Genomic DNA, 19,684 nt, shown 5'->3' with positions numbered 1-19,684 from the left:
TCAGGGTTCGTCACCGCGTCATTTCGCCGAAGCGGCGAGCCCACGGTCTTCGAGCATCGGGCCGATATCCGGGTCCTTGCCGTAGAAAGCCTTGAACATCGGACCGTAATCCTCGGTATGGCCCTTCGACAGGATCATCTCGCGGAAGCGCTGACCATTTGCGCGGGTCAGCCCGCCATGGGCCATGAACCACGCATACGCGTCGTTATCGAGCATCTGCGTCCACAGATATGCGTAGTACCCGGCCGCATAGCCACCCGCCCAGATGTGCGCGAAATAGCTGGTGCGATAGCGCGGCGGCACGTCCTTCGTGTCGAGCCCCATCGAGTTCAGCGCCTTGGTCTCGAACGCATCGACGTCCTGCGGCCCCGCCGACGCCGGCAGCGAATGCCAGTCCTGATCGAGCGTCGCCGCCGCCACCAGTTCGCCCAATTCATACCCCTGGTTGAACTTCGCCGCGTTCTTGATCTTCGTGACGAGCGCCTGCGGCATCACCGCACCGGTGCGATAATTCTTGGCGTAGTTCGCGAAAACCTTGGGATCTAGCGCCCAATGCTCGTTGAATTGCGACGGGAACTCGACCCAGTCGCGCGCGGTGTTGGTGCCCGACACCAGCGGATAGGTCTGGTTCGCGAACAGCCCGTGCAGCGCATGGCCGAACTCGTGGAACATCGTCGTCACGTCGTCGAACGTGATCAGCGCGGGCTGGCCCGGGGCAGGCTTGGTGAAGTTGCCGACGTTGTAGACGACCGGCTTGGTTTTCAGCAGCTTCGACTGGCCGACGAAGTTCGACATCCAGGCGCCGCCCGCCTTGTTGTCGCGCTTCCAGTAATCGAAATACATCAGGCCCAGTTCTGAGCCGTCCTGATCGTAGACGGTGAACACGCGGATGTCGGGCTGGTAGGTCGGGATGTCGCGACGTTCCTTGAAGGTGACGCCGTAGAGCTGGTTGGCAGCGAAGAACACACCATCGGTGAGCACGCGGCTGATCTCGAAATACGGCTTCAGCTCGTTCTGGTCGAGGTCGTACTTGGCCTTGCGCACCTTGTCCGAATAAAAATCCCAGTCCGACGGCGCGAGCGGGAACGAGGCGCCGGTCGCGTTTATGGTCTTCTGCAACTCGGCCGCCTCGCGGCGCTGCTCGGCGGCGGTCGCCGGGACGAGCTGCGTCATGAAGCCCTTCGCCGCCGCCGGGGTCTTCGCCATCTGGTCGTACAGCGAATAGGCGGCGTAGTTCGGATAGCCGAGCAACTGCGCCTTCTGCGCGCGCAACTGCGCGATCTTCTGGATCAGCGCGCGCGTGTCGTTGGCGTCACCCTTCTCCGAGCGCGTCCAGCTCTTGTCGAACAGCGCCGCACGCGTTGCACGATCGGAGAGCGAGGCGAGCGCCGGCTGCTGCGTCGTGTTCTGGAGCGACAGCACGTATTTGCCGGGCATCCCCCGCTCCTTCGCGCCTTCCGCGGCGGCGGCGATCTCGGCATCGCTCAGCCCGGCGAGCTTGGCCTTGTCGTCGACCACCAGCGCACCCGCCTTGGTGCCGGCGAGCAGCTTCTGCTGGAAGTCGGTCGTCGCGGTCGAGATCTGCGTGTTGAGCAACCGGAGCTTGGCCTTGTCGGCGTCGTTCAGCTGCGCGCCGGCGTGGAGGAAATCGCTGTGATAGATCTCCAGCACCTGCTTCTGCTCGGCATCGAGCCCGAGCGAGTCCTTCTTCGCATACAGCGCCTGAACGCGCGCGAAGAGCTTGGGGTCGAGATAGATCGCGTCGCTGTGCTGCGCGAGCTTGGGCGCCTCGGCGGACCGCACCGCGTCGAGCGCATCGTTGGTGTTCGCCTGCGACACGCCGAAGAACGCCTGGCTCGCGCGATCGAGCGTGCGCCCCGAGCGCTCCATCGCCTCGATCGTGTTCGCGAAGGTCGGTGCCGCGGAATTGTTCGCGATCGCCTTCATCTCGGCGATCTGTTCGGCCATGCCCTGCTCGAGCGCGGGCTGGTAGTCGGAGTCCTTGATCTGGTCGAAGCGCGGCGCCTGGAACGGCAGCGTGCTGGGCACGGTCAGCGGATTGACGCGGGCCGCCTGGACGGGCGTCAGCCCCGCGAAACAGCAGAAGATGGCGGCGGAGCGAAGCAAGTTGGAACGCGGCATCGGTGTCTCACAAAGACAGGAGTGATGACGCGCTTCTTGCATGGAGTGTCAGGGCGTTACAATGTCTCGTTTGCTACGCGCCCGTGACCGCAGGACCCACGACACGGCATCGACGATGCCGCCCCGCCGGCCCTGAGGTACGTACTCGTCAGACGATCTTTTCGAGCGGCTGGTTCGGGCGATCGGCATAGGCACGGAAGCGCGCCGCGCTACCCTGCGTGTAGGGCTTGGCAAACACCGTCGACACCGTGACCGAATCGCCGGTCGCATGCTCCGGCGTCAGCGTCAGCAGCGTGAAGCCCTTCAGATCCTGGTCGCAGAACCGGACTTCGCCCTTGTTCGCGTCGGCGATCAGCGTGCCGATACCGGGCAGCAGCGAGCCATAGGACGGGCTGGTGATCGCGGTGCAGCCGAACTCGGCGGCGACCAGCTTGCCCGATGCATCGTGCAGGTCGTTCGCCCATGCCGCGTGGCTGTCGCCCGACAGCACGATCGGCCGCGACTTCGCGCGCTTGAACGCCGCATAGAGTCGCTCGCGTGCAGGCGGATAGCCGTCCCAGCTGTCGAACCCGAACGGCAGACCGGCACGGTACGAGGCGATGCTCGCGGTCAGCCGCTCGCGCCACATCGCCGGCAGCTTCGCCATCGTCTCGGCGAACTTCACCGGCCCGAGCTGGCGCTCCATGTCTGGCCCCGCGATCTTCGCCATCACCACCTGATTGCCGAGCACCTGCCACGGCTTGCCCGACGCGACCGAGGTTGCCATCGTCTTCTCGACCCAGGCGAGCTGCGCCGGGCCGAGCAGTTCGCGATCGGTCCGCGCGCGCTCGGCGAGCATCGGTGCGTATTCGGCCTGCGTGATCTCCTCGCCCTTCGACACCACCTGATGACTGCGCGCGAGCAGCCGCGTCTCGACCATCACCAGCGTCGCGAGATCGCCGAACTCGAAGCTGCGGTTGATCGCCGCCCAGGGCTGGCCCGGCTTGGGATCGCGGATCGGCATCCATTCGAAATACGCCTGCATTGCCGCTGCTTTCCGCGCGTCCCAGTCGCCCTCGGTCTTGGGATCGTGGTTCTCGGCGCCGTGCATCCAGTCGTCGTTGGCGACTTCATGATCGTCCCACACGCAGATGAACGCGGCGCGGGCGTGTGCGGCCTGCATGTCGGCGTCGCGCTTCACCTGCGCATGGCGCATACGGTAGTCGGCGAGGCTGACGATCTCGTGGCGCGGCTCGACCAGGCGATTGATCTTTTTGGCGATGTCCGCGCCATAGCCGTCGACGCCGTATTCGTAGATATAGTCGCCGAGGTGCAGCACCGTGTCGACGCGGTCGAGCTTGGCGATCGCGTCATAGGCGTTGAACAGCCCGCCCGCGTAGAGCTGGCACGAGACGACCGCCATCACGACGTCGGCGACCTTGCCCTTGGGCAGCGTGCGGAACCGGCCGACCGGCGAGCGCGTGCCGTCGGCGGCGTCGAACCAGTAGCGGTATTCGCGGCCCGGCTGGAGCCCGGTCGCCTCGACCTTGGCGGTGAAGTCGCGGGCGGCGCGGGCCTTGACGCTGCCCGAACGGAGCGGCTTGCCGTTCTCGGCTTCGGCGACGTGCCACGTCAGCGCGATGTCCCCGACCTGACCCGCCTCGACCGGGGTGGCGCGGGTCCACAGGATGGCACCGTCGAGCGAAGGATCGCCGCTCGCCACGCCGTGATCGAAGCGGAGCTTGGCCGCGCCCGCTGCGTGCGTCGCGGCCGAGGGCAGCGCGAGCGTCGCACCCGAACCGGCGAGTTTCAGCGCAGTCTTCAAAGCATCGCGGCGGTTGATCGTCATTGAACAGGGCTTTCGTTATTAGGCACCGCCGCGGTAGGCGCACTCCGCGACACTCCGGTGGCAACCCTGTGACAGTGCCGTGACTGGACTGTCATCTTGCTTTCATGAAGACGCCGTTTAACCGTCACGTTCCCTGCCTAGTGCCGATGCACGAACACGGGGGACACAATGACACGCATCTTTACGCGGCTCGCGCTTGCGACGCTCGCCACGACCTGCTCGACCGCGGCACTGGCCCAGGCGACGACGGAGCCCGGCACGGGAGCCACGGCTTCCGCCACCCCGAACGACGAGATCGTCGTCACCGCACAGAAGCGCGAACAGCGGATCGCCGATGTCCCTGTTACCGTCACGGCGATTACCGGTGCGAAGATGGCATCGATCGGTGTCAATTCGCTGAGCGAGGTCGCCGCCTACATTCCCGGTCTGCAGATCCAGGAGCAGAGCGCGAACAACCCGGGCTTCGTGATCCGCGGCATCACCTCGGACAACGGCTCGTCGCAGCAGGGCGCGCGCGTCACGCTGTATTACAACGGCATCGACATTAGCCGGTCACGTGGCGCGTATCAGGACCTGTTCGATCTCGAGCGGATCGAGGTCGTGAAGGGCCCGCAAGCGACGCTGTTCGGCACCGCCGCGGCAGTCGGCGCGATCAGCGTCATATCGGCGAAACCGCAGCCCGGCACATCGGGCGCGATCAACGGCTCGTACGGCAATTTCAACCGCACGCAGGTGTCGGGCTTCCTCAACGCCGGCAACGATGTGCTCGCCGGGCGGATCGCGTTCGCGTACAAATACCGTGACGGCTATGTCCGCAACATCGCCGGCGATCCGAAGGTCCCGAACCAGAACCAGGGTGGCGTCGACCAGGACGATCTGAACGGCCAGGACCAGCGTGGCCTGCGCGGCTCGCTGCGCTATCGCCCGAGCGACAGCGTCACCGCCGATCTCGTCCTGACCTATGACGGTCAGCGCAACCCCGGCACCGCCTTCAAGAGCCGCGCGCATGCCCCGACCGGCGGCCAGACCGGCGATTACGGCTATGCCGAACTGTCGGGCTCGCCGTACAGCGCCGCGGTTCTCGGCGCACGCAAGCTTGGCCTCGACCGCAACGTCTATGACGCAAACCTGACGATCACCGCAGACCTGTCGCCCGGGATCACCTTCACGACGGTCAACGGGTACCGCCGGTTCGACGCTCTCGAAGTGTTCGATGCCGACGGCGGCCCGGCCGCGTATCTCGAATTCGCCGAGGATGCCAAGGGCGACCAGTGGAGCCATGAGAGCCGCTTCGCCTTCGAAGGACCCAAGTATCGCGCCTCGGTAGGCTGGAACGCATTCTTCGAGAACGGGTATCAGCGCGTCCCGTTCGCGACCGAAGAGGGCACGTACCTCGCTTGCTCGGTCGCGGCCGCCTACGCACCGATCCGCACGGCGCTCAACGGTGCAGGCATCGCCACAGGGACGTCCTGCGTCGCACCGAACGGTACGATCCCGGCCACGCGGGCGACCGCGGCGCTCACCGGTGGCCGTGCAACCGCAATACCTTACGCCGCCGAGTTCACGAACTATGGCAGGAACAACACCTACTCGGTGTTCGCCGACGCGACCTACATCCCGGTACCCGCGCTCGAACTCACCGCTGGCGCGCGCATCCTGATCGAGGATCGCCAGTCGGGCTATTCGTCGGTCCAGCCGAACTCGGTGATCCTCGCGGCGCTTGGCATTCGCACCAGCCTGCTCGGAACGGCGAACACCAACGGCAACAAGTTCGTTGCCGAGAAGAGCTTCACCGCGATCCTGCCGCGCTTCAATGCGCTGCTGAAGCTCAACGACGACGTCAATCTCTACGCCACGATCAGCAAGGGTCGCCGCTCGCCGGTAGTCCAGCTCGCAGCGCAGAACACCGCATTCGGCGTCGGTCCGAACCTGCAGGTCGTGCCGCAGGAGAATGTCTGGAACTACGAAGGCGGCATCAAGGGGCGGGTCGGACCGTTCACCGGCGCGGCGTCGGTGTTCTACCAGACCTATGACGGCTTTCAGGTGTCAATCACCAACAACGGCGTCACCACAACGCAGAGCGCCGGATCGGCCAAGAACCTCGGCGTCGAGCTCGAAGGCAATCTGCAGCTCGCCTCGTATCTCTCTGCCTTCGCGACGTTTTCCTATATCGATGGCGGCATCGGCGACGAGGCGGCGAACGGCGTGTTCGCGGGCAATCGCTTCCGTCTCCAGCCGGAGACGACCGCATCGGGTGGCCTGATGCTGCGGCTGCCGGTCGGTGGTGCGACGCTCTACGCGACGCCGAGCATAAACTACCGGACCAAGGTGTTCTTCGAGCTGCCGAACAGCCAGGCGGTCAGCACGCCGGGCTACACGCTCGTCAACGCGCGCGCCGGGCTCGAGTTCGCGCAAGGCCGCTACAGCGTCGGCGGGTTCGTCCGCAACGCGACCAACAAGCGCTATCTGATCGACGCGGGTAACACCGGCGGGGGCTTCGGCATCCCGACCTACATCGCCGGCGAACCGCGCTTCTACGGCATCGAACTGGGCGCGAAGTTCTGATCCGCCACCTAGCCGCGACCGCACCGACCATTCATCCCCGGGGGGACCAATCATGACGTTCGAAACCATCTATACCGACGGCGATATCGACACCAATCCGACCGCCAACCCGCATCTCAACGACCTGATCGAGGTCCGCTATTTGCGCCGTCAGACGTTGATGGGCGGCATGTCGGCAACCGCCGCGGCGGTGTTCGGCGGCATGCTGCTGACCGGCTGCGACGACGACAGCGACAGCGGCGCGAGCCCCGTCACGGTCACGGCGACCGCAGGCGGCAGCTCGACCGCAGGCCGCGTCGCGACGCTGACCGGTGCAGCGATCGGCCACGTCGACAGCGTGACCTGGACGCAGACTGCCGGCCCCGCCGTCACGCTCGCCGGAGCCTCGACCGCCACCGCGACCTTCGTCGTACCGGGCGCCGCTGCCGGGACCGTCCTCAGCTTCCAGTTCACCGCAGTTTCGGCCAGCGGTTCGGTCAGCGCTACGACCAGCGTGACCGTCGGCGCGGCCTCGTTGGGCTTCACCGCCGTTGCGAAGAGCCTCGCGGATGTCGTTGCAGTGCCTGCGGGTTACGCGGTGACGGTCTTGTACCGGCTCGGTGATCCCATCGGCAGCGGCGTCGGCGCCTATGCCAATGACGGTACCGACGCGACCTTCTCGAAGCGCGCCGGCGATCATCATGATGGCATGAGCTATTTCGGCATGTCCGCCACCGGTACGCCGGACGCCAACGGCAACACCCGCGGCCTGCTCGTGCTCAACCATGAGAACATCACCCAGGCCTATCTCCATCCGAACGGCCCGACCACGACCGGCGGCGTCCGTCCCGAAGCCGAAGCGCTGAAGGAGATGGAGTGCCACGGCGTGTCGGTGATCGAGATCAGCCGCGCCGCCGCATGGAGCTATGTCACCACCTCGTCGTTCAACCGCCGCATCACCCCACTGGCGCCGATGAGCTTCTCGGGGCCGGTGCGCGGCGCCGACAGCCTCAAGACGCGCTACTCGCCCGACGCCACGACGGGACGAGGCACGATCAACAATTGCGCCAATGGTACAATGCCTTGGCACACCTACCTGACGAACGAAGAGAACTGGGTCGGGTATTTCAAGCGCGAAGTCGGTGACGCGGCGCGGCGTGCTGCGACCGGCGCCGTGGGCGTCAAGGCGAACACCTCGCTGACTCGCTACGGCAAGTCCGAGAGCAACACCGGCGGCAATTACGGGTGGTCGACGGTGACGCCGGCGGACACGACCAGCACGATCTATTCGCGCTGGAACATCACCGCGCAGGCCGGCGCGCCGGCCGATGGGACGGGCGATTTCCGCAATGAGATCTTCCACTATGGCTGGGTCGTCGAGATCGACCCGTTCGATCCCGCCTCGACACCGCGCAAGCGGACCGCGCTCGGTCGCATGAACCACGAGGGCTGCCAGATCGGCCGGACGATCGCGGGCGTGAAGCCCGCGTTCTACATGGGCGACGACGCGCAGAACGAGTATATCTACAAGTTCGTGTCGGCCACGCCGTGGTCGGCGGCGGATGCGACCGCGGCGAACCGCCTGACGATCGGCGACAAGTATCTCGATACCGGAACACTTTATGTTGCCAAGTTCGCAGCGGACGGTAGCGGCCAGTGGCTACCGCTGGTGTTCGGTCAGGGACCTCTCACCTCGGCCAATGCGGCGTATCCGTTCTCAAGCCAGATCGATGTGCTGATCAACACGCGCCTCGCCGCTGATGCACTCGGTGCGACGCGGATGGATCGACCGGAGTGGACGGCGGTCAATCCGACCACCGGCGAGATGTATTGCACGCTCACCAACAACTCGTCGCGGACCGTCGCGACCGCGGATGCGTCCAATCCGCGCGCCTATGTCGATCCGAAGACCACCACCGGCCAGAACACCGGTAACGCCAACGGTCACATCATCCGTCTGCGCGAGACGGGCGATACGTCGGAAGCGACGACCTTCGCGTGGGACATCTATGCGTTCGGGGCCGGCTCCGATCTGGATGCGACCAACATCAACCTGTCGGGGCTTGATGCGACCAACGACTTCTCGTCGCCGGACGGCCTCTGGTTCGGCCTGCCGAGCAATGCGTCGGGGACGATCGCGCCGGTGATGTGGATCGAGACCGACGACGGTGCGTACACCGACGTCACCAACTGCATGCTGCTCGCCTCGGTGCCGGGAATCGTCAACGATGGCGGTACGCGGACGGTGACCAACACGATTGGTGCGGCAACCGGCTCGGTGACGACGCGGATCGGCAAGGCACCGGGGGCGGCACTGCGCCGCTTCCTGGTCGGGCCGAAGGAGTGCGAGATCACCGGTATCCATACGACGCCGGATGGTCGCTCGCTGTTCGTGAACATCCAGCATCCCGGCGAGAATGGCGGGCCGACCAACATCACGAGCAGCTGGCCGGCGAACCAGGCGGGTGCGGTGACGGCTCCGTCACGGCCGCGGTCAGCGACGATCGTGATCACGAAGACCGACGGGGGTGTTGTGGGGCTTTAAGCGTCGGAGTTTGCTGATCCTCCCCCGCAAGGGGAAGGACCGACTAACGCACCACCCCGGCGAAGGCCGGGGGCCAATTGGGGGACGTCGCTCATCAGCGCTGTGCGTTGTTACCTCGGCTTTCCCAATTGGGCCCCGGCCTTCGCCGGGGTGGTCCATTCTCGCCAAATGGTATCGTTGTCATAGGCTTGACACTCGTCTCTCACGAGCAGCCGTAGCTATCAGACCGACCCAGCCGGGATCCGCGCTAGCGCTTCCTGCTCGATCTTCTCCAACTCATCCCGCGTCTGGACGATCGCCTCGCGTTGCGCATCGAGCAGGTCGATCCGCTGGCGGCAACGTTCGGCCAGCGCGCGCATCTGCTCCACATGCTGAGGGTCGGCGTCGTAGAGGTCGAGGAACTCTTCGATGTCGCGCAGCGTGAAGCCGAGACGCTTGCCACGCAAAATCAACTGCATCCGCGCCACTTCGCGCCGCGTGTAGACCCGCGTCGTGCCGATCCGGCAGGGCTCGATCAGCCCCTTATCCTCATAGAAGCGGAGCGTCCGCGCGCTCACGCCGAGCATGCGCGAGACCTCCTGTATGCCGGTAAGATCGTCCTGTCGGTCGTTCACGCGTCCACTCCCCTCGCCTCCGACGCCGCCGCCTTTGCGGTCTCTTCAGCGACAAGTTCCTTTTTGGATAGCTTGCCGATCAACGTCTTGGGGAGACTGTCGCGGATTTCGACCTCGCGGGGAAGCTCGATCTTGCTGATCTTGTCGCGCAGAAAATCGCGCAGTTCTAGCGGGGTAGCGACCAAACCTTCGGCCAGCACGACGAACGCCTTGGGAGCCTGGCCGCGGTATTTGTCGGGCACGCCGATCACCACCGCTTCGAGCACCGCGGGGTGTTCGTACAGCGCCTCCTCGATCACGCGCGGATAGACGTTGTAGCCGCCGGCGAGGATCAGGTCCTTGATCCGGTCGACGATGAACAGATAACCGTCCGCGTCGAGATGCCCGACGTCGCCGGTACGCAGCGCACCGTCGGCGAACAGGTCCGCGGTGGCAGCGGGCTTGTGCCAATAGCCTTGCGTGATCTGGGGCCCGCGCGCGCAGATCTCGCCATTCTCGCCGATCGGCAGCAGCCGGGTCGGATCCTCGCGGTCGCGGATCTCGATCGTCGTGCCTGGGAACGGCAAGCCCGCCGAGCCCGGCTTGTTGATGTCGTCGATCGGGTTGCAGGTGATGATCGGCGAGGCTTCGGACAGGCCATAGCCCTCGACGAGCTTGGCGCCGGTCGCTGCCTCGAACGCGGTGCGGACCTCGGCGGGCAGCGGTGCACCGCCCGAAATGCACGCGTGGATCGAGGACAGGTCGATCTTCTGCGTCTCCGCCGCCGTGGTGATCGCGGCGTAGATCGTCGGCACCGCGGGAAAATAGCTCGGCTTGGCGCGGTCGATGGTCTTGAGCAATTGCTGCAATTCGAACCGCGGCATCAGGATCATCTCCGCGCCGGTGCGGATCGAGTAGGTCAGCACGGTGGTCAGCGCGAAGACGTGGAACATCGGCAGCGCGCCGAGCACGCGGTCCTGGTGCGGTTGCTCGCCACCGACGAAGACGACCATCGCATCCGCGTTCGCAACGAGATTGGCGTGGCTGAGCATCGCCGCCTTGGGCTCGCCCGTGGTCCCACCGGTATATTGCAGCACCGCGACCTCGTCCGGGGAAACGGTAACGGGGGACGGCGCACCCTTCGCCTTGAGCAGCGCGTCGAACGTGGAATGGCGCGCGTCAGTCGGTGCCCGACCGATCTCGGCGCGCTTGAAGATGCGGTAGGCGATCGACTTCAGCGTCGGCAGAGCGCCTGAGATCGGACAGGTTATCACGTGCTTCACACCCATCTGCCCCGCGACCTTGAGGACGCGCGCGTGGATCTCGGCGATGTCGCAGGTGGCGATGATCGTCGCGCCCGAATCCTCGAGCAGATGCGCCAGTTCGCGCTCGACATAGAGCGGGTTGACGTTGACGACGACCCCGCCCGCCTTGAGGATCGCGAAGAACAGGATCGGATAATAGGGCGTGTTCGGCAGGCAGAGCGCGACGCGCGTGCCCTTCACGACGCCCATGTCCTGGAGCCCCCGCGCTGCCCGGTCGACCTGCTCGCCGAGCTCGGCATAGGTCAGCGTCCGCCCCATGAAGTCGAGCACGTTGCGCGACCCGAACCGACGCACCGACAGGTCGAGCATGTCGCCCAGCAGCCGCGGCTCGCCCAGCAACGGTACGCCGATTGCCTTGCCCCCGGAAGTGTCCTGCATCTCGCTCTCCATAACATGGTGTGCGTAAGCCATATTGTCGGCCGCTTCACCTTGACGTAAAGGTGAGGTATCGCACCTTAAGGGTAACCCGCAAGCGTTAACCGGGTCGACCGCAATATGAGAGGATCATCGTGACCAACGTCGTCATCGCCGGGTACGCCCGTTCGCCGTTCCACCTCGCCGGCAAGGGCGAACTCGCCCGCGTCCGTCCGGACGATCTCGCCGCGCAGACGATTCGCGGGTTGCTCGACAAAGCCGGCGTCGATCCGGCCGAAATCGAGGACATCATCCTCGGTTGCGCCTTCCCCGAGGGCGAGCAGGGCCTCAATGTCGCCAAGCTGATCGCACAGATCGCCGACCTGCCGATCTCGGTCGGCGGCATGACGGTCAACCGGTTCTGCGGATCGTCGATGAGCGCGATCCACATCGCCTATGGCCAGATCGCGGTCGGCGCGGGCGAGGCGTTCATCTGCGCGGGGCTCGAATCGATGAGCCGCGTACCGATGGGCGGCTACAACCCCCTGCCCAACCCCGAGCTCGCGAAGAAGAGCGCGGGCGCGTACATGGGCATGGGCGAGACCGCCGAGAACGTCGCGCGGCAGTACCAGATCACGCGCGCCGAGCAGGATGCGTTCGCAGTGAAGAGCCAGGACAAGGCGGCGGCTGCGCGCGCCGATGGCCGGCTGTCCGACGAGATCGTGACGATCCAGACCAAGGCGGGCCCGGTCAGCCAGGACGGCACGATCCGCGCCGGCACGACCACCGAGGCGCTCGCCGGCCTGAAGCCTGCGTTCAGCGCGGATGGCTCGGTGACCGCCGGCACCTCGTCGCCGCTGACCGATGGTGCGTCCGCGGTGCTGGTCACCTCGGAAGAGTTCGCCAAGAAGCACGGCCTGACGATCCTCGCGCGGATCAAGTCGATCGGTGTGTCGGGTTGCGCGTCCGAGACGATGGGGCTTGGCCCGATCGGTGCATCGAAGAAGGCGCTGGAGCGTGCCGGGATCACCGTTGCCGACCTCGACGTGGTCGAGATCAACGAGGCGTTCGCGAGCCAGGCGATCGCCTGCATCCGCGATCTGGGCCTCAAGGACGAGACGATCAACCTCGATGGCGGCGCGATCGCGATCGGTCATCCGCTCGGTGCGACCGGCGCTCGGATCGTCGGCAAGGCTGCTGCGCTTTTGTCGCGCGAAGGTGGCCGCTATGCGCTCGCCACCCAGTGCATCGGCGGCGGTCAGGGCATCGCTACGGTGCTGGAGCGCGCATGATGGTCGACGCTGTGAAAAAGGTCTGCGTCATCGGCGCAGGCGTCATGGGTGCGGGCATCGCGGCGCAGGTCGCCAATGCCGGCATCCCGGTGCTGTTGCTCGACATCGTTCCCCGCGAGGGTGACGACCGCGACGCAGTGGCCAAGGGCGCGGTCGCCAAGATGCTCAAGACCGACCCTGCCCCCTTCATGTCGAAGCGTGCGGCCAAGCTGGTCGAGACGGGCAACATCGACGATCATCTGGGTCGCGTCGCCGAGTGCGACTGGATCGTCGAGGCGATCGTTGAGCGGCTCGACATCAAGCAGGCGCTGTATGCCAAGCTCGAGACTTTGAAGCGCCCCGGCACCGCGGTGTCGTCGAACACTTCGACGATCCCGCTCGGCAACTTGGTGGAGGGGCGCTCGGACCAGTTCAAGGCCGACTTCCTGATCACGCACTTCTTCAACCCGCCGCGCTACATGCGGCTGGTCGAGATCGTCCGCGGCGTGGCAACCGACGTCGCGGTCGCCGAGAAGGTCGAGGATTTCGTCGATCGCTTCATGGGCAAGCGGATCGTCCGTGCGAAGGACACGCCGGGCTTCATCGCCAACCGCATCGGCACCTACTGGCTGGCGATCGCGATCAACGCGGCGATGGACCAGGGGCTGACCGTCGAGGAGGCCGACCAGATCGGTGGCCGTCCGATGGGCGTGCCGAAGACCGGGATCTTCGGGCTCGTCGACCTCGTCGGCGTCGATCTGATGCCGCTGCTGTCGAAGAGCCTGTCGTCCACGCTGCCCGCGGGCGATCCGTATTTCGATACGCTCCGCCCACTGCCGCTGGTCGACAAGATGATAGCGGACGGGTTCACCGGCCGCAAGGGCAAGGGCGGGTTCTACCGGTTCGACAAGGCGACGCGGACCAAGCTGTCGCTCGATCTCGCGACCGGCGATTACCGCGCGGAAGCCAAGCCCGCGGAGTTGCCGGGCAAGACCGGCAAGGACCTAGCCGCGCTGATCGCGGAACCGGGCAAGATCGGCACCTATGCGTGGACGATCCTCGGTAGCGTGCTCTCCTACGCGGCGATGCTGGTCGGTGAAGCTGCGGACGATGTCGTCGCGATCGATGACGCGATGAAGCTCGGCTATAACTGGAAATACGGGCCGTTCGAGCTGATCGACCGCATGGGGCCGGGTCTCCTCGCCGCGCGCCTCGCCGAGGAAGGTCGCGACGTTCCTGCGATCCTGACGACCGCGGGCGATCGTCCGTTCTACCGCGTCGAGAACGGCCAGCGTCAGTATCTCACCGCCGCCGGTGAGTATGCCGACGTGCCGCGCGCGGACGGCGTCGAACTGCTGGAGGACATCAAGCTCCGCTCGCAGCCGATCCTCCAGAACCTGTCGGCGTCGCTCTGGGACGTCGGCGACGGCGTCGCGGCGCTCGAGTTCCACACCAAGATGAACGCGCTCGACGACCAGGTCGTGGCGCTCATTAACGAGGCGATCCCGGTCGTCCGCGAGCGTTTCAAGGCGCTGGTGGTGTATAACGAGGCGTCGAACTTCTCGGCGGGCGCGAACCTCGGCGCGGCGATGTTCGCGGTCGGCGCTGGCCTGTGGGACATGGTCGAGGCAAGCGTCTCGGGCGGGCAGCAGGCGTACAAGGCGCTCAAATACGCGCCCTTCCCGGTCGTCAGCGCACCCGCCGGGCTCGCGCTCGGTGGTGGCTGCGAGATCCTGCTCCACTCCGATGCGGTGCAGGCGCATGCCGAGACCTATGCAGGGCTCGTCGAGTGCGGCGTCGGGCTCGTCCCCGGCTGGGGCGGCAATGGCGAGATGCTCGACCGCTGGACCAAGTCGCGCACGCTGCCGAACGGGCCGATGCCGGTGCTGACCAAGGTGTTCCAGGCTGTCTCCACCGCGCAGGTCGCCAAGTCGGCGGCGGAGGCGAAGGAGATGATGATCCTGCGCGAGGCCGACGGCATCACGATGAACCGTGATCGGTTGCTGGCGGATGCGAAAGCCAAGGCGCTGTCGCTGGTCGAGGGCTATGTAGCGCCGGAGAAGCCGACGTTTCGTCTGGCGGGTGCGAGTGGCCGTACGGGGCTGAACATGGCGGTCGCGGACTTCCACAAGAAGGGCATGGCGACCGACTACGACCTCGTCGTCGCGGATCGGCTCGCCGAGGTGCTGACCGGTGGTGAGGCGGATCTGGTCGACACGGTGACTGAAGACCAGTTGCTCGACCTCGAACGCGCGGCGTTCATGGCGAGCGTCAAGGATCCGCGGACCCAGGCTCGGGTGGTTCATATGCTGCAAACCGGCAAGCCTCTCCGCAACTGACTCTGTTCCCCCGCGAAAGCGGGGGCCCAGGATCAAGCAGCGCCGCGTTCGTTACCCTGGGCCCCCGCCTTCGCGGGGGAACACCACGCGAATGAACACTTTTTCACCGCCCGGAATCAGTAAGAAGACTTGACTTGTCTTCGTACAATTCTACGGCCAAACGATACATGCCGTATACGGCAGCAAGCTCGCGGTAACGTCGCTGGCCTGACAAGATTTTAACGACCGTACAGATACGGCGTCCCTACATCCAAGGAGAGGATAGAAGATGTCCCTGTTGATTATCGGTGCATTGCTCGCGGGCGCGCCCGCCACCGCCGAGACCGTCATTGGCCGCTGGAAGACCGAGACGCACAACGCCATCGTCGAGATCGCCCGCTGCGGCCCGTCGATCTGCGGCAAGATCCTCACCTCCGACGCGCTGCGCGCCAATCCTTCGATGAAGGACGCCAACAACTCGAACACCGCACTCCGCAATCGTCCGATCCAGGGCATGCAGATGCTGAGCGGGTTCAAGCCCGACAAGGACGGCGTGTGGAGCAGCGGTCAGGTCTACAATGCCGAGGACGGCAAGACCTACAGTGGCAAGATCACCCCGCTCGGCGCGAACCAGCTCAAGTTGCGCGGCTGCGTCTTCTTCCCGCTCTGCAAGACCCAGACCTGGACGCGCGTGCGCTGAGTCGCACCGCTCCGTCTTCCACTATCAGTATAGCTTTCAGGATCTTATCCATGACGTTTCGCACCAAAGCCCCGCTTCTCGCGGTTTCCGCGCTCGTGTCCGCCTTCGGGTTTGCCAGCACCGCGTATGCCGATGCATTTTATCTCGAGGCGCAGTCGGCGCGTGGCGCAGGGCGCGCCTTTTCCGGTGAAGGCGCCGATACCGGCCCTTCGTCGCTGTGGTGGAACCCCGCCGCGATCGCCGGCATCCGCGATGGCAGCGCCGCAATCAGCGCCACCGCGATCCTGCCCAAGGGCGACGTAATCGACAACGGCACGGTGATCCGCCGTCCAGGGCAGGCCTTCGCACCCGTCGGCGGCAACGGCACATCGCGCGATCCGATCAACAACGGTGTCGTTCCGTCGGGTGCGGTCGCCTATCCGCTCACCGACCGGATCGCCATCGGCGTGTCCGTGACGTCGCCGTTCAGCTTCACGACCAACTACGAGAAGAACAGCTGGGCTCGGTACAGCGCGGACAAGACCCGCTTGCGCACGATCGACATCCAGCCATCGATCGGCATCGCGGTGACCGACTGGCTGCGCGTCGGTGGTGCACTGAACGTCGAGTATACCGACGCCACCCTCAACAACGCGCTGCCCAACGTGTCGGCGGCGCTGCCGGACGGCTTCCAGCAACTCAAGGGCGATGGCTGGGATTTCGGTTGGACCGCAGGCGTACAGCTGCATAACGACTTCGCCACCGTCGGCATCAGCTACAAGTCGAGCATCCGCCACAATCTGAAGGGGAGCCTCGACATCTCCGGGCTGGTCGGTCCGCTGGCGGGGTCGAACGTGTCGCTCGACGGTGCGAAAGCCAGCTTCAACACGCCGGGCCAGGTAATCGTCGCCGGCCGTGTCCGCGCCACCAGCGCCCTGACGCTGAACGCGCAGGTGGTCGCGTACAACTGGAGCAAGTTCGACACGATCAATCTGGGCGCGCCGCTGAACACCGCGATCCCGGAGAACTATCGTGATAGCTGGAGCCTTGCGGGCGGTTTCGATTATGACGTCACCCCCAAGGCGACGATCCGCGCCGGCGTGCAGCGGACCAAGACGCCGACGCAGAACGGCCTGCGCGATGCGCGCGTGCCGGACGCCGACCGCTGGACCTACGCCGCGGGTGGTTCGTACCAGCTGACCTCGCACATCGCGCTCGACGCGGCGGCGAGCTATGTCGACTTCTCGGATACGACGATCGACCGGGTAACCGCAGCCTATGCGGGAACCGCAGCGCAGACGCCGATCATCACCAACGGCTTCCTCCAGAACGCGCACGCGGTCGTGCTGTCGCTGGGTGGCCGGGTCACTTTCTGATAGCGTCCGCCTTCAAGATCCTCCCCCTCGCGGGGGAGGATCTTATACTTCGATCAGTCTCAGGCCCTCGGCATAGACGCGCTGCTTGGCCGCGTACGCCGAAGCCGACGTCTTCAGCGCGGCAATCGCTTCCGGCGACAATTCCCGTACAGCCTTGGCAGGCGCGCCGACGATCAGGCTGCCGGCCGGGAAGACCTTGCCTTCCGTCACCAGCGCGTTCGCACCGATCAGGCAATTCTCGCCGATCACCGCGGTGTTGAGGATCGTCGCCCCCATTCCGACCAGCACGTTGTCGCCGATCGTGCAGCCGTGAAGGATCGCGTGATGGCCGATCGTGCAGCCTTCGCCGACGGTCAGCGGCGCGCCGGGATCGGAGTGCAGCATCGCGCCCTCCTGGATATTGGTCCGCGCGCCGACGAGAATCGGCGTGTTGTCCGCGCGGATCACCGCACCGAACCAGACGCTTGCCCCCTCCCCCAGCCGCGCGTCGCCGATCACGTCGGCGGACGGCGCGACCCAGACGTCGTCGGCCAGCGTCGGTCGTTTACCCTCGATCGCGTAGAGTGGCATCGGCATCCCTTTCCTTCACCCGCGCCCGATACGCGTGGAGCAGCGGTTCGGTATATCCACTCGGCTGCGTCAGGCCATCGAACACGAGCGCGCGGGCGGCCTGGAACGCGAGGCTCTCGTCCTCATGCCCCGCCATCGGCCGATACAGCGGATCGTCCGCATTCTGCGCGTCGACCTTCGCCGCCATCCGCCGCAGCGCCGCGTCCGCCTCGTCGGGCGTGGCGATGCCGTGGAGCAGCCAGTTCGCCATGTGCTGCGAACTGATCCGCAGCGTCGCGCGATCCTCCATCAGGCCGATGTCGTGGATGTCGGGGACCTTCGAGCACCCGACGCCCTGGTCGACCCAGCGCACGACGTAGCCGAGGATCCCCTGCGCATTGTTCTCCAGTTCCTCGCGCACCTCGTCGGGCTGCCAGTTGTGCCCGGTCGCGACGGGGATCGTCAGCAGCGCATCGAGCGAGGCGATCGGCTCGGCCTTGCGCTCCGCCTGCCGCGCGAACACGTCGACGCGGTGGTAGTGCGTCGCGTGCAGCGTGGCCGCGGTCGGTGACGGCACCCAGGCGGTGTTCGCGCCGGTCATCGGATGCGCGATCTTCTGCTCCAGCATATCCGCCATCCGGTCGGGCGCGGCCCACATGCCCTTGCCGATCTGCGCCTTGCCGCTGAGCCCGCAGGCGAGCCCGATCTGGACGTTGCGATCCTCATACGCCTTGATCCACGAGGAGGCCTTCATGTCGCCCTTTCGGATCATCGGCCCCGCCCTCATCGAGGTGTGCATCTCGTCGCCGGTGCGATCGAGGAAGCCGGTGTTGATGAACACCACCCGGTCCTTCACCGCGGCGATGCAGGCGGCGAGATTGGCGGACGTACGCCGCTCCTCGTCCATCACGCCGACCTTGATCGTGTGGCGCGCGACACCGAGCAGGTCTTCGATCGCGTCGAACAGCCGGTTGGCGAAAGCGGCTTCGTCGGGGCCGTGCATCTTCGGTTTGACGATGTAGATCGAGCCCGCGCGGCTGTTGCGGATCGGGCCCGCGCCTTTCAGGTCGTGCAGCGCGATCAGCGACGTGATGATGCCGTCGAGGATGCCTTCGGGTGCCTCGCTGCCGTCAGCGAGAAGGATCGCAGGCGTGGTCATCAGGTGGCCGACGTTGCGCACGAACATCAGGCTGCGGCCGGGAAGCGTGAACGCGCTGCCGTCGGGCGCGGTGTACCGCCGGTCCGGTTCGAGCGAGCGCGTGATCGTGCGGCCGCCCTTGTCGAAGCTCGCGGTCAGGTCGCCCTTCATCAGCCCGAGCCAATTGGCATAGGCGACCACCTTGTCGTCGGCATCGACCGCGGCGATCGAATCCTCGAGATCGGCGATCGTACTAAGTGCGGATTCAAGCACGACGTCGGCAAGGTTCGCAGGGTCGTCGCGACCGATTGGATGCTCAGAGTCGATCACGAGTTCGATGTGCAGACCGTTGTGACGCAACAGGATATTGTCGCCCGCATGCCCGACGAGCTGGCTCCGATCGACAAGCTGAGGCGTGCCACCGGCCCAGCCGGTCCACGACCCGCTCGCCAAGGGCACGGCGTCGTCGAGAAACGCCTTCGCCCACGTGATAACATGCGCGCCGCGCGCCGCGTCATAGCCCTTGCCGGCAGCAGCACCCGGGATCGCGTCGGTGCCGTAGAGCGCGTCGTACAGGCTCCCCCACCGCGCGTTCGCCGCGTTCAGCAGGAAGCGGGCGTTGAGGATCGGCACCACCAACTGCGCGCCGGCGAGCGCGGCGACCTCCGCATCGACGTTGGTCGGGGCGACCGCGAACGGCGCCGGCTCGTCGACCAGATAGCCGATCTCGCGCAGGAACGCTTGGTACTCCGCCTGATCAATCGGCTTGCCGGCGCGGGCTTCGTGCCACGCGTCGATCTTCGCCTGGAGGTCGTCGCGGACCGCCAGCAGCGCGGCATTCTCCGGCGCGAACCGCGCGTAGATATCGGAAACGCCTTTCCAGAACGGGGCGGCTTCAAGCCCCGTCCTCGGCAACGCCTGCGTTTCGATGAAGTCCACCAGCGATGCGGCGACCTTCAGGCCTGCCTTTTCGATCATCTCGGCCATGCTGCTCTCCTATGCTCTTTCAGCACGATAGACGC

Annotated in this window: 12 protein-coding genes; 6 read left to right on the top strand and 6 right to left on the bottom strand. The window is 65.8% G+C overall.

The annotated features are described in order from the left end of the window. Positions 1-18 precede the first annotated feature (18 nt). On the bottom strand, positions 19-2,142 hold the full coding sequence (locus tag C8J47_RS06950) for a M3 family metallopeptidase (protein WP_121885035.1): 2,124 nt from the start codon (positions 2,140-2,142) through the stop codon (positions 19-21). A 148-nt stretch (positions 2,143-2,290) separates the two neighbouring features. Then, on the bottom strand, positions 2,291-3,970 hold the full coding sequence (locus C8J47_RS06945) for an alkaline phosphatase (protein WP_121885034.1): 1,680 nt from the start codon (positions 3,968-3,970) through the stop codon (positions 2,291-2,293). 168 nt (positions 3,971-4,138) lie between these two features. Between C8J47_RS06945 and C8J47_RS06940 the strand changes: the two genes are divergently transcribed. Then, on the top strand, positions 4,139-6,535 hold the full coding sequence (locus C8J47_RS06940; protein ID WP_121885033.1) for a TonB-dependent receptor domain-containing protein: 2,397 nt from the start codon (positions 4,139-4,141) through the stop codon (positions 6,533-6,535). Positions 6,536-6,587: 52 nt separating this feature from the next. Further along, positions 6,588-9,059 carry a PhoX family phosphatase gene (locus tag C8J47_RS06935; RefSeq protein WP_121885032.1) on the top strand — a complete coding sequence of 824 codons (2,472 nt, stop codon included), beginning with the start codon at positions 6,588-6,590 and terminating at the stop codon, positions 9,057-9,059. 221 nt (positions 9,060-9,280) lie between these two features. Here C8J47_RS06935 and C8J47_RS06930 read toward each other — a convergent pair whose 3' ends face one another. Continuing rightward, entirely contained in the window at positions 9,281-9,673 is a 393-nt protein-coding gene (locus C8J47_RS06930) for a MerR family DNA-binding transcriptional regulator (protein ID WP_121885031.1), read from the bottom strand. Next, positions 9,670-11,355, bottom strand: a complete 1,686-nt coding sequence (locus C8J47_RS06925) for a long-chain fatty acid--CoA ligase (RefSeq protein WP_259467416.1) — start codon at positions 11,353-11,355, stop codon at positions 9,670-9,672. The genes C8J47_RS06930 and C8J47_RS06925 overlap by 4 nt, the downstream gene beginning before the upstream one ends. Before the next feature lie 131 nt (positions 11,356-11,486). Here C8J47_RS06925 and C8J47_RS06920 point away from each other — a divergent pair, with 131 nt between their 5' ends. From C8J47_RS06920 to C8J47_RS06905, 4 genes are all read left to right on the top strand, one after another. Beyond that, positions 11,487-12,623, top strand: a complete 1,137-nt coding sequence (locus tag C8J47_RS06920) for a thiolase family protein (RefSeq protein WP_121885030.1) — start codon at positions 11,487-11,489, stop codon at positions 12,621-12,623. Continuing rightward, the gene (locus C8J47_RS06915) at positions 12,623-14,941 is read left to right on the top strand and encodes a 3-hydroxyacyl-CoA dehydrogenase/enoyl-CoA hydratase family protein (protein WP_121885381.1); all 2,319 of its coding nucleotides are present in this window, start codon (positions 12,623-12,625) and stop codon (positions 14,939-14,941) included. Before C8J47_RS06920 ends, C8J47_RS06915 begins: the two co-directional genes overlap by 1 nt. A gap of 268 nt (positions 14,942-15,209) precedes the next feature. Next, positions 15,210-15,620 carry a DUF2147 domain-containing protein gene (locus C8J47_RS06910; RefSeq protein ID WP_121885029.1) on the top strand — a complete coding sequence of 137 codons (411 nt, stop codon included), beginning with the start codon at positions 15,210-15,212 and terminating at the stop codon, positions 15,618-15,620. Positions 15,621-15,670: 50 nt separating this feature from the next. Continuing rightward, positions 15,671-16,975: an OmpP1/FadL family transporter gene (locus C8J47_RS06905; protein WP_121885028.1), complete on the top strand. Its 1,305-nt coding sequence runs from the start codon at positions 15,671-15,673 to the stop codon at positions 16,973-16,975. A gap of 42 nt (positions 16,976-17,017) precedes the next feature. Here the strand turns inward: C8J47_RS06905 and C8J47_RS06900 are convergent, their stop codons facing one another. Together C8J47_RS06900 and C8J47_RS06895 are read right to left on the bottom strand one after the other, a co-directional pair. Further along, positions 17,018-17,545 carry a gamma carbonic anhydrase family protein gene (locus tag C8J47_RS06900; RefSeq protein ID WP_121885380.1) on the bottom strand — a complete coding sequence of 176 codons (528 nt, stop codon included), beginning with the start codon at positions 17,543-17,545 and terminating at the stop codon, positions 17,018-17,020. Then, complete coding sequence (locus C8J47_RS06895) at positions 17,520-19,640, bottom strand: malate synthase G (RefSeq protein ID WP_121885379.1); 2,121 nt, start codon at positions 19,638-19,640, stop codon at positions 17,520-17,522. The genes C8J47_RS06900 and C8J47_RS06895 overlap by 26 nt, the downstream gene beginning before the upstream one ends. Positions 19,641-19,684: the final 44 nt, after the last annotated feature.

This window comes from Sphingomonas sp. PP-F2F-G114-C0414, from assembly GCF_003688595.1.
Lineage (GTDB): Bacteria > Pseudomonadota > Alphaproteobacteria > Sphingomonadales > Sphingomonadaceae > Sphingomonas.
Note: the sequence above shows the minus strand (reverse complement) of the source record. Positions and strands in the feature narration are given on the sequence as shown.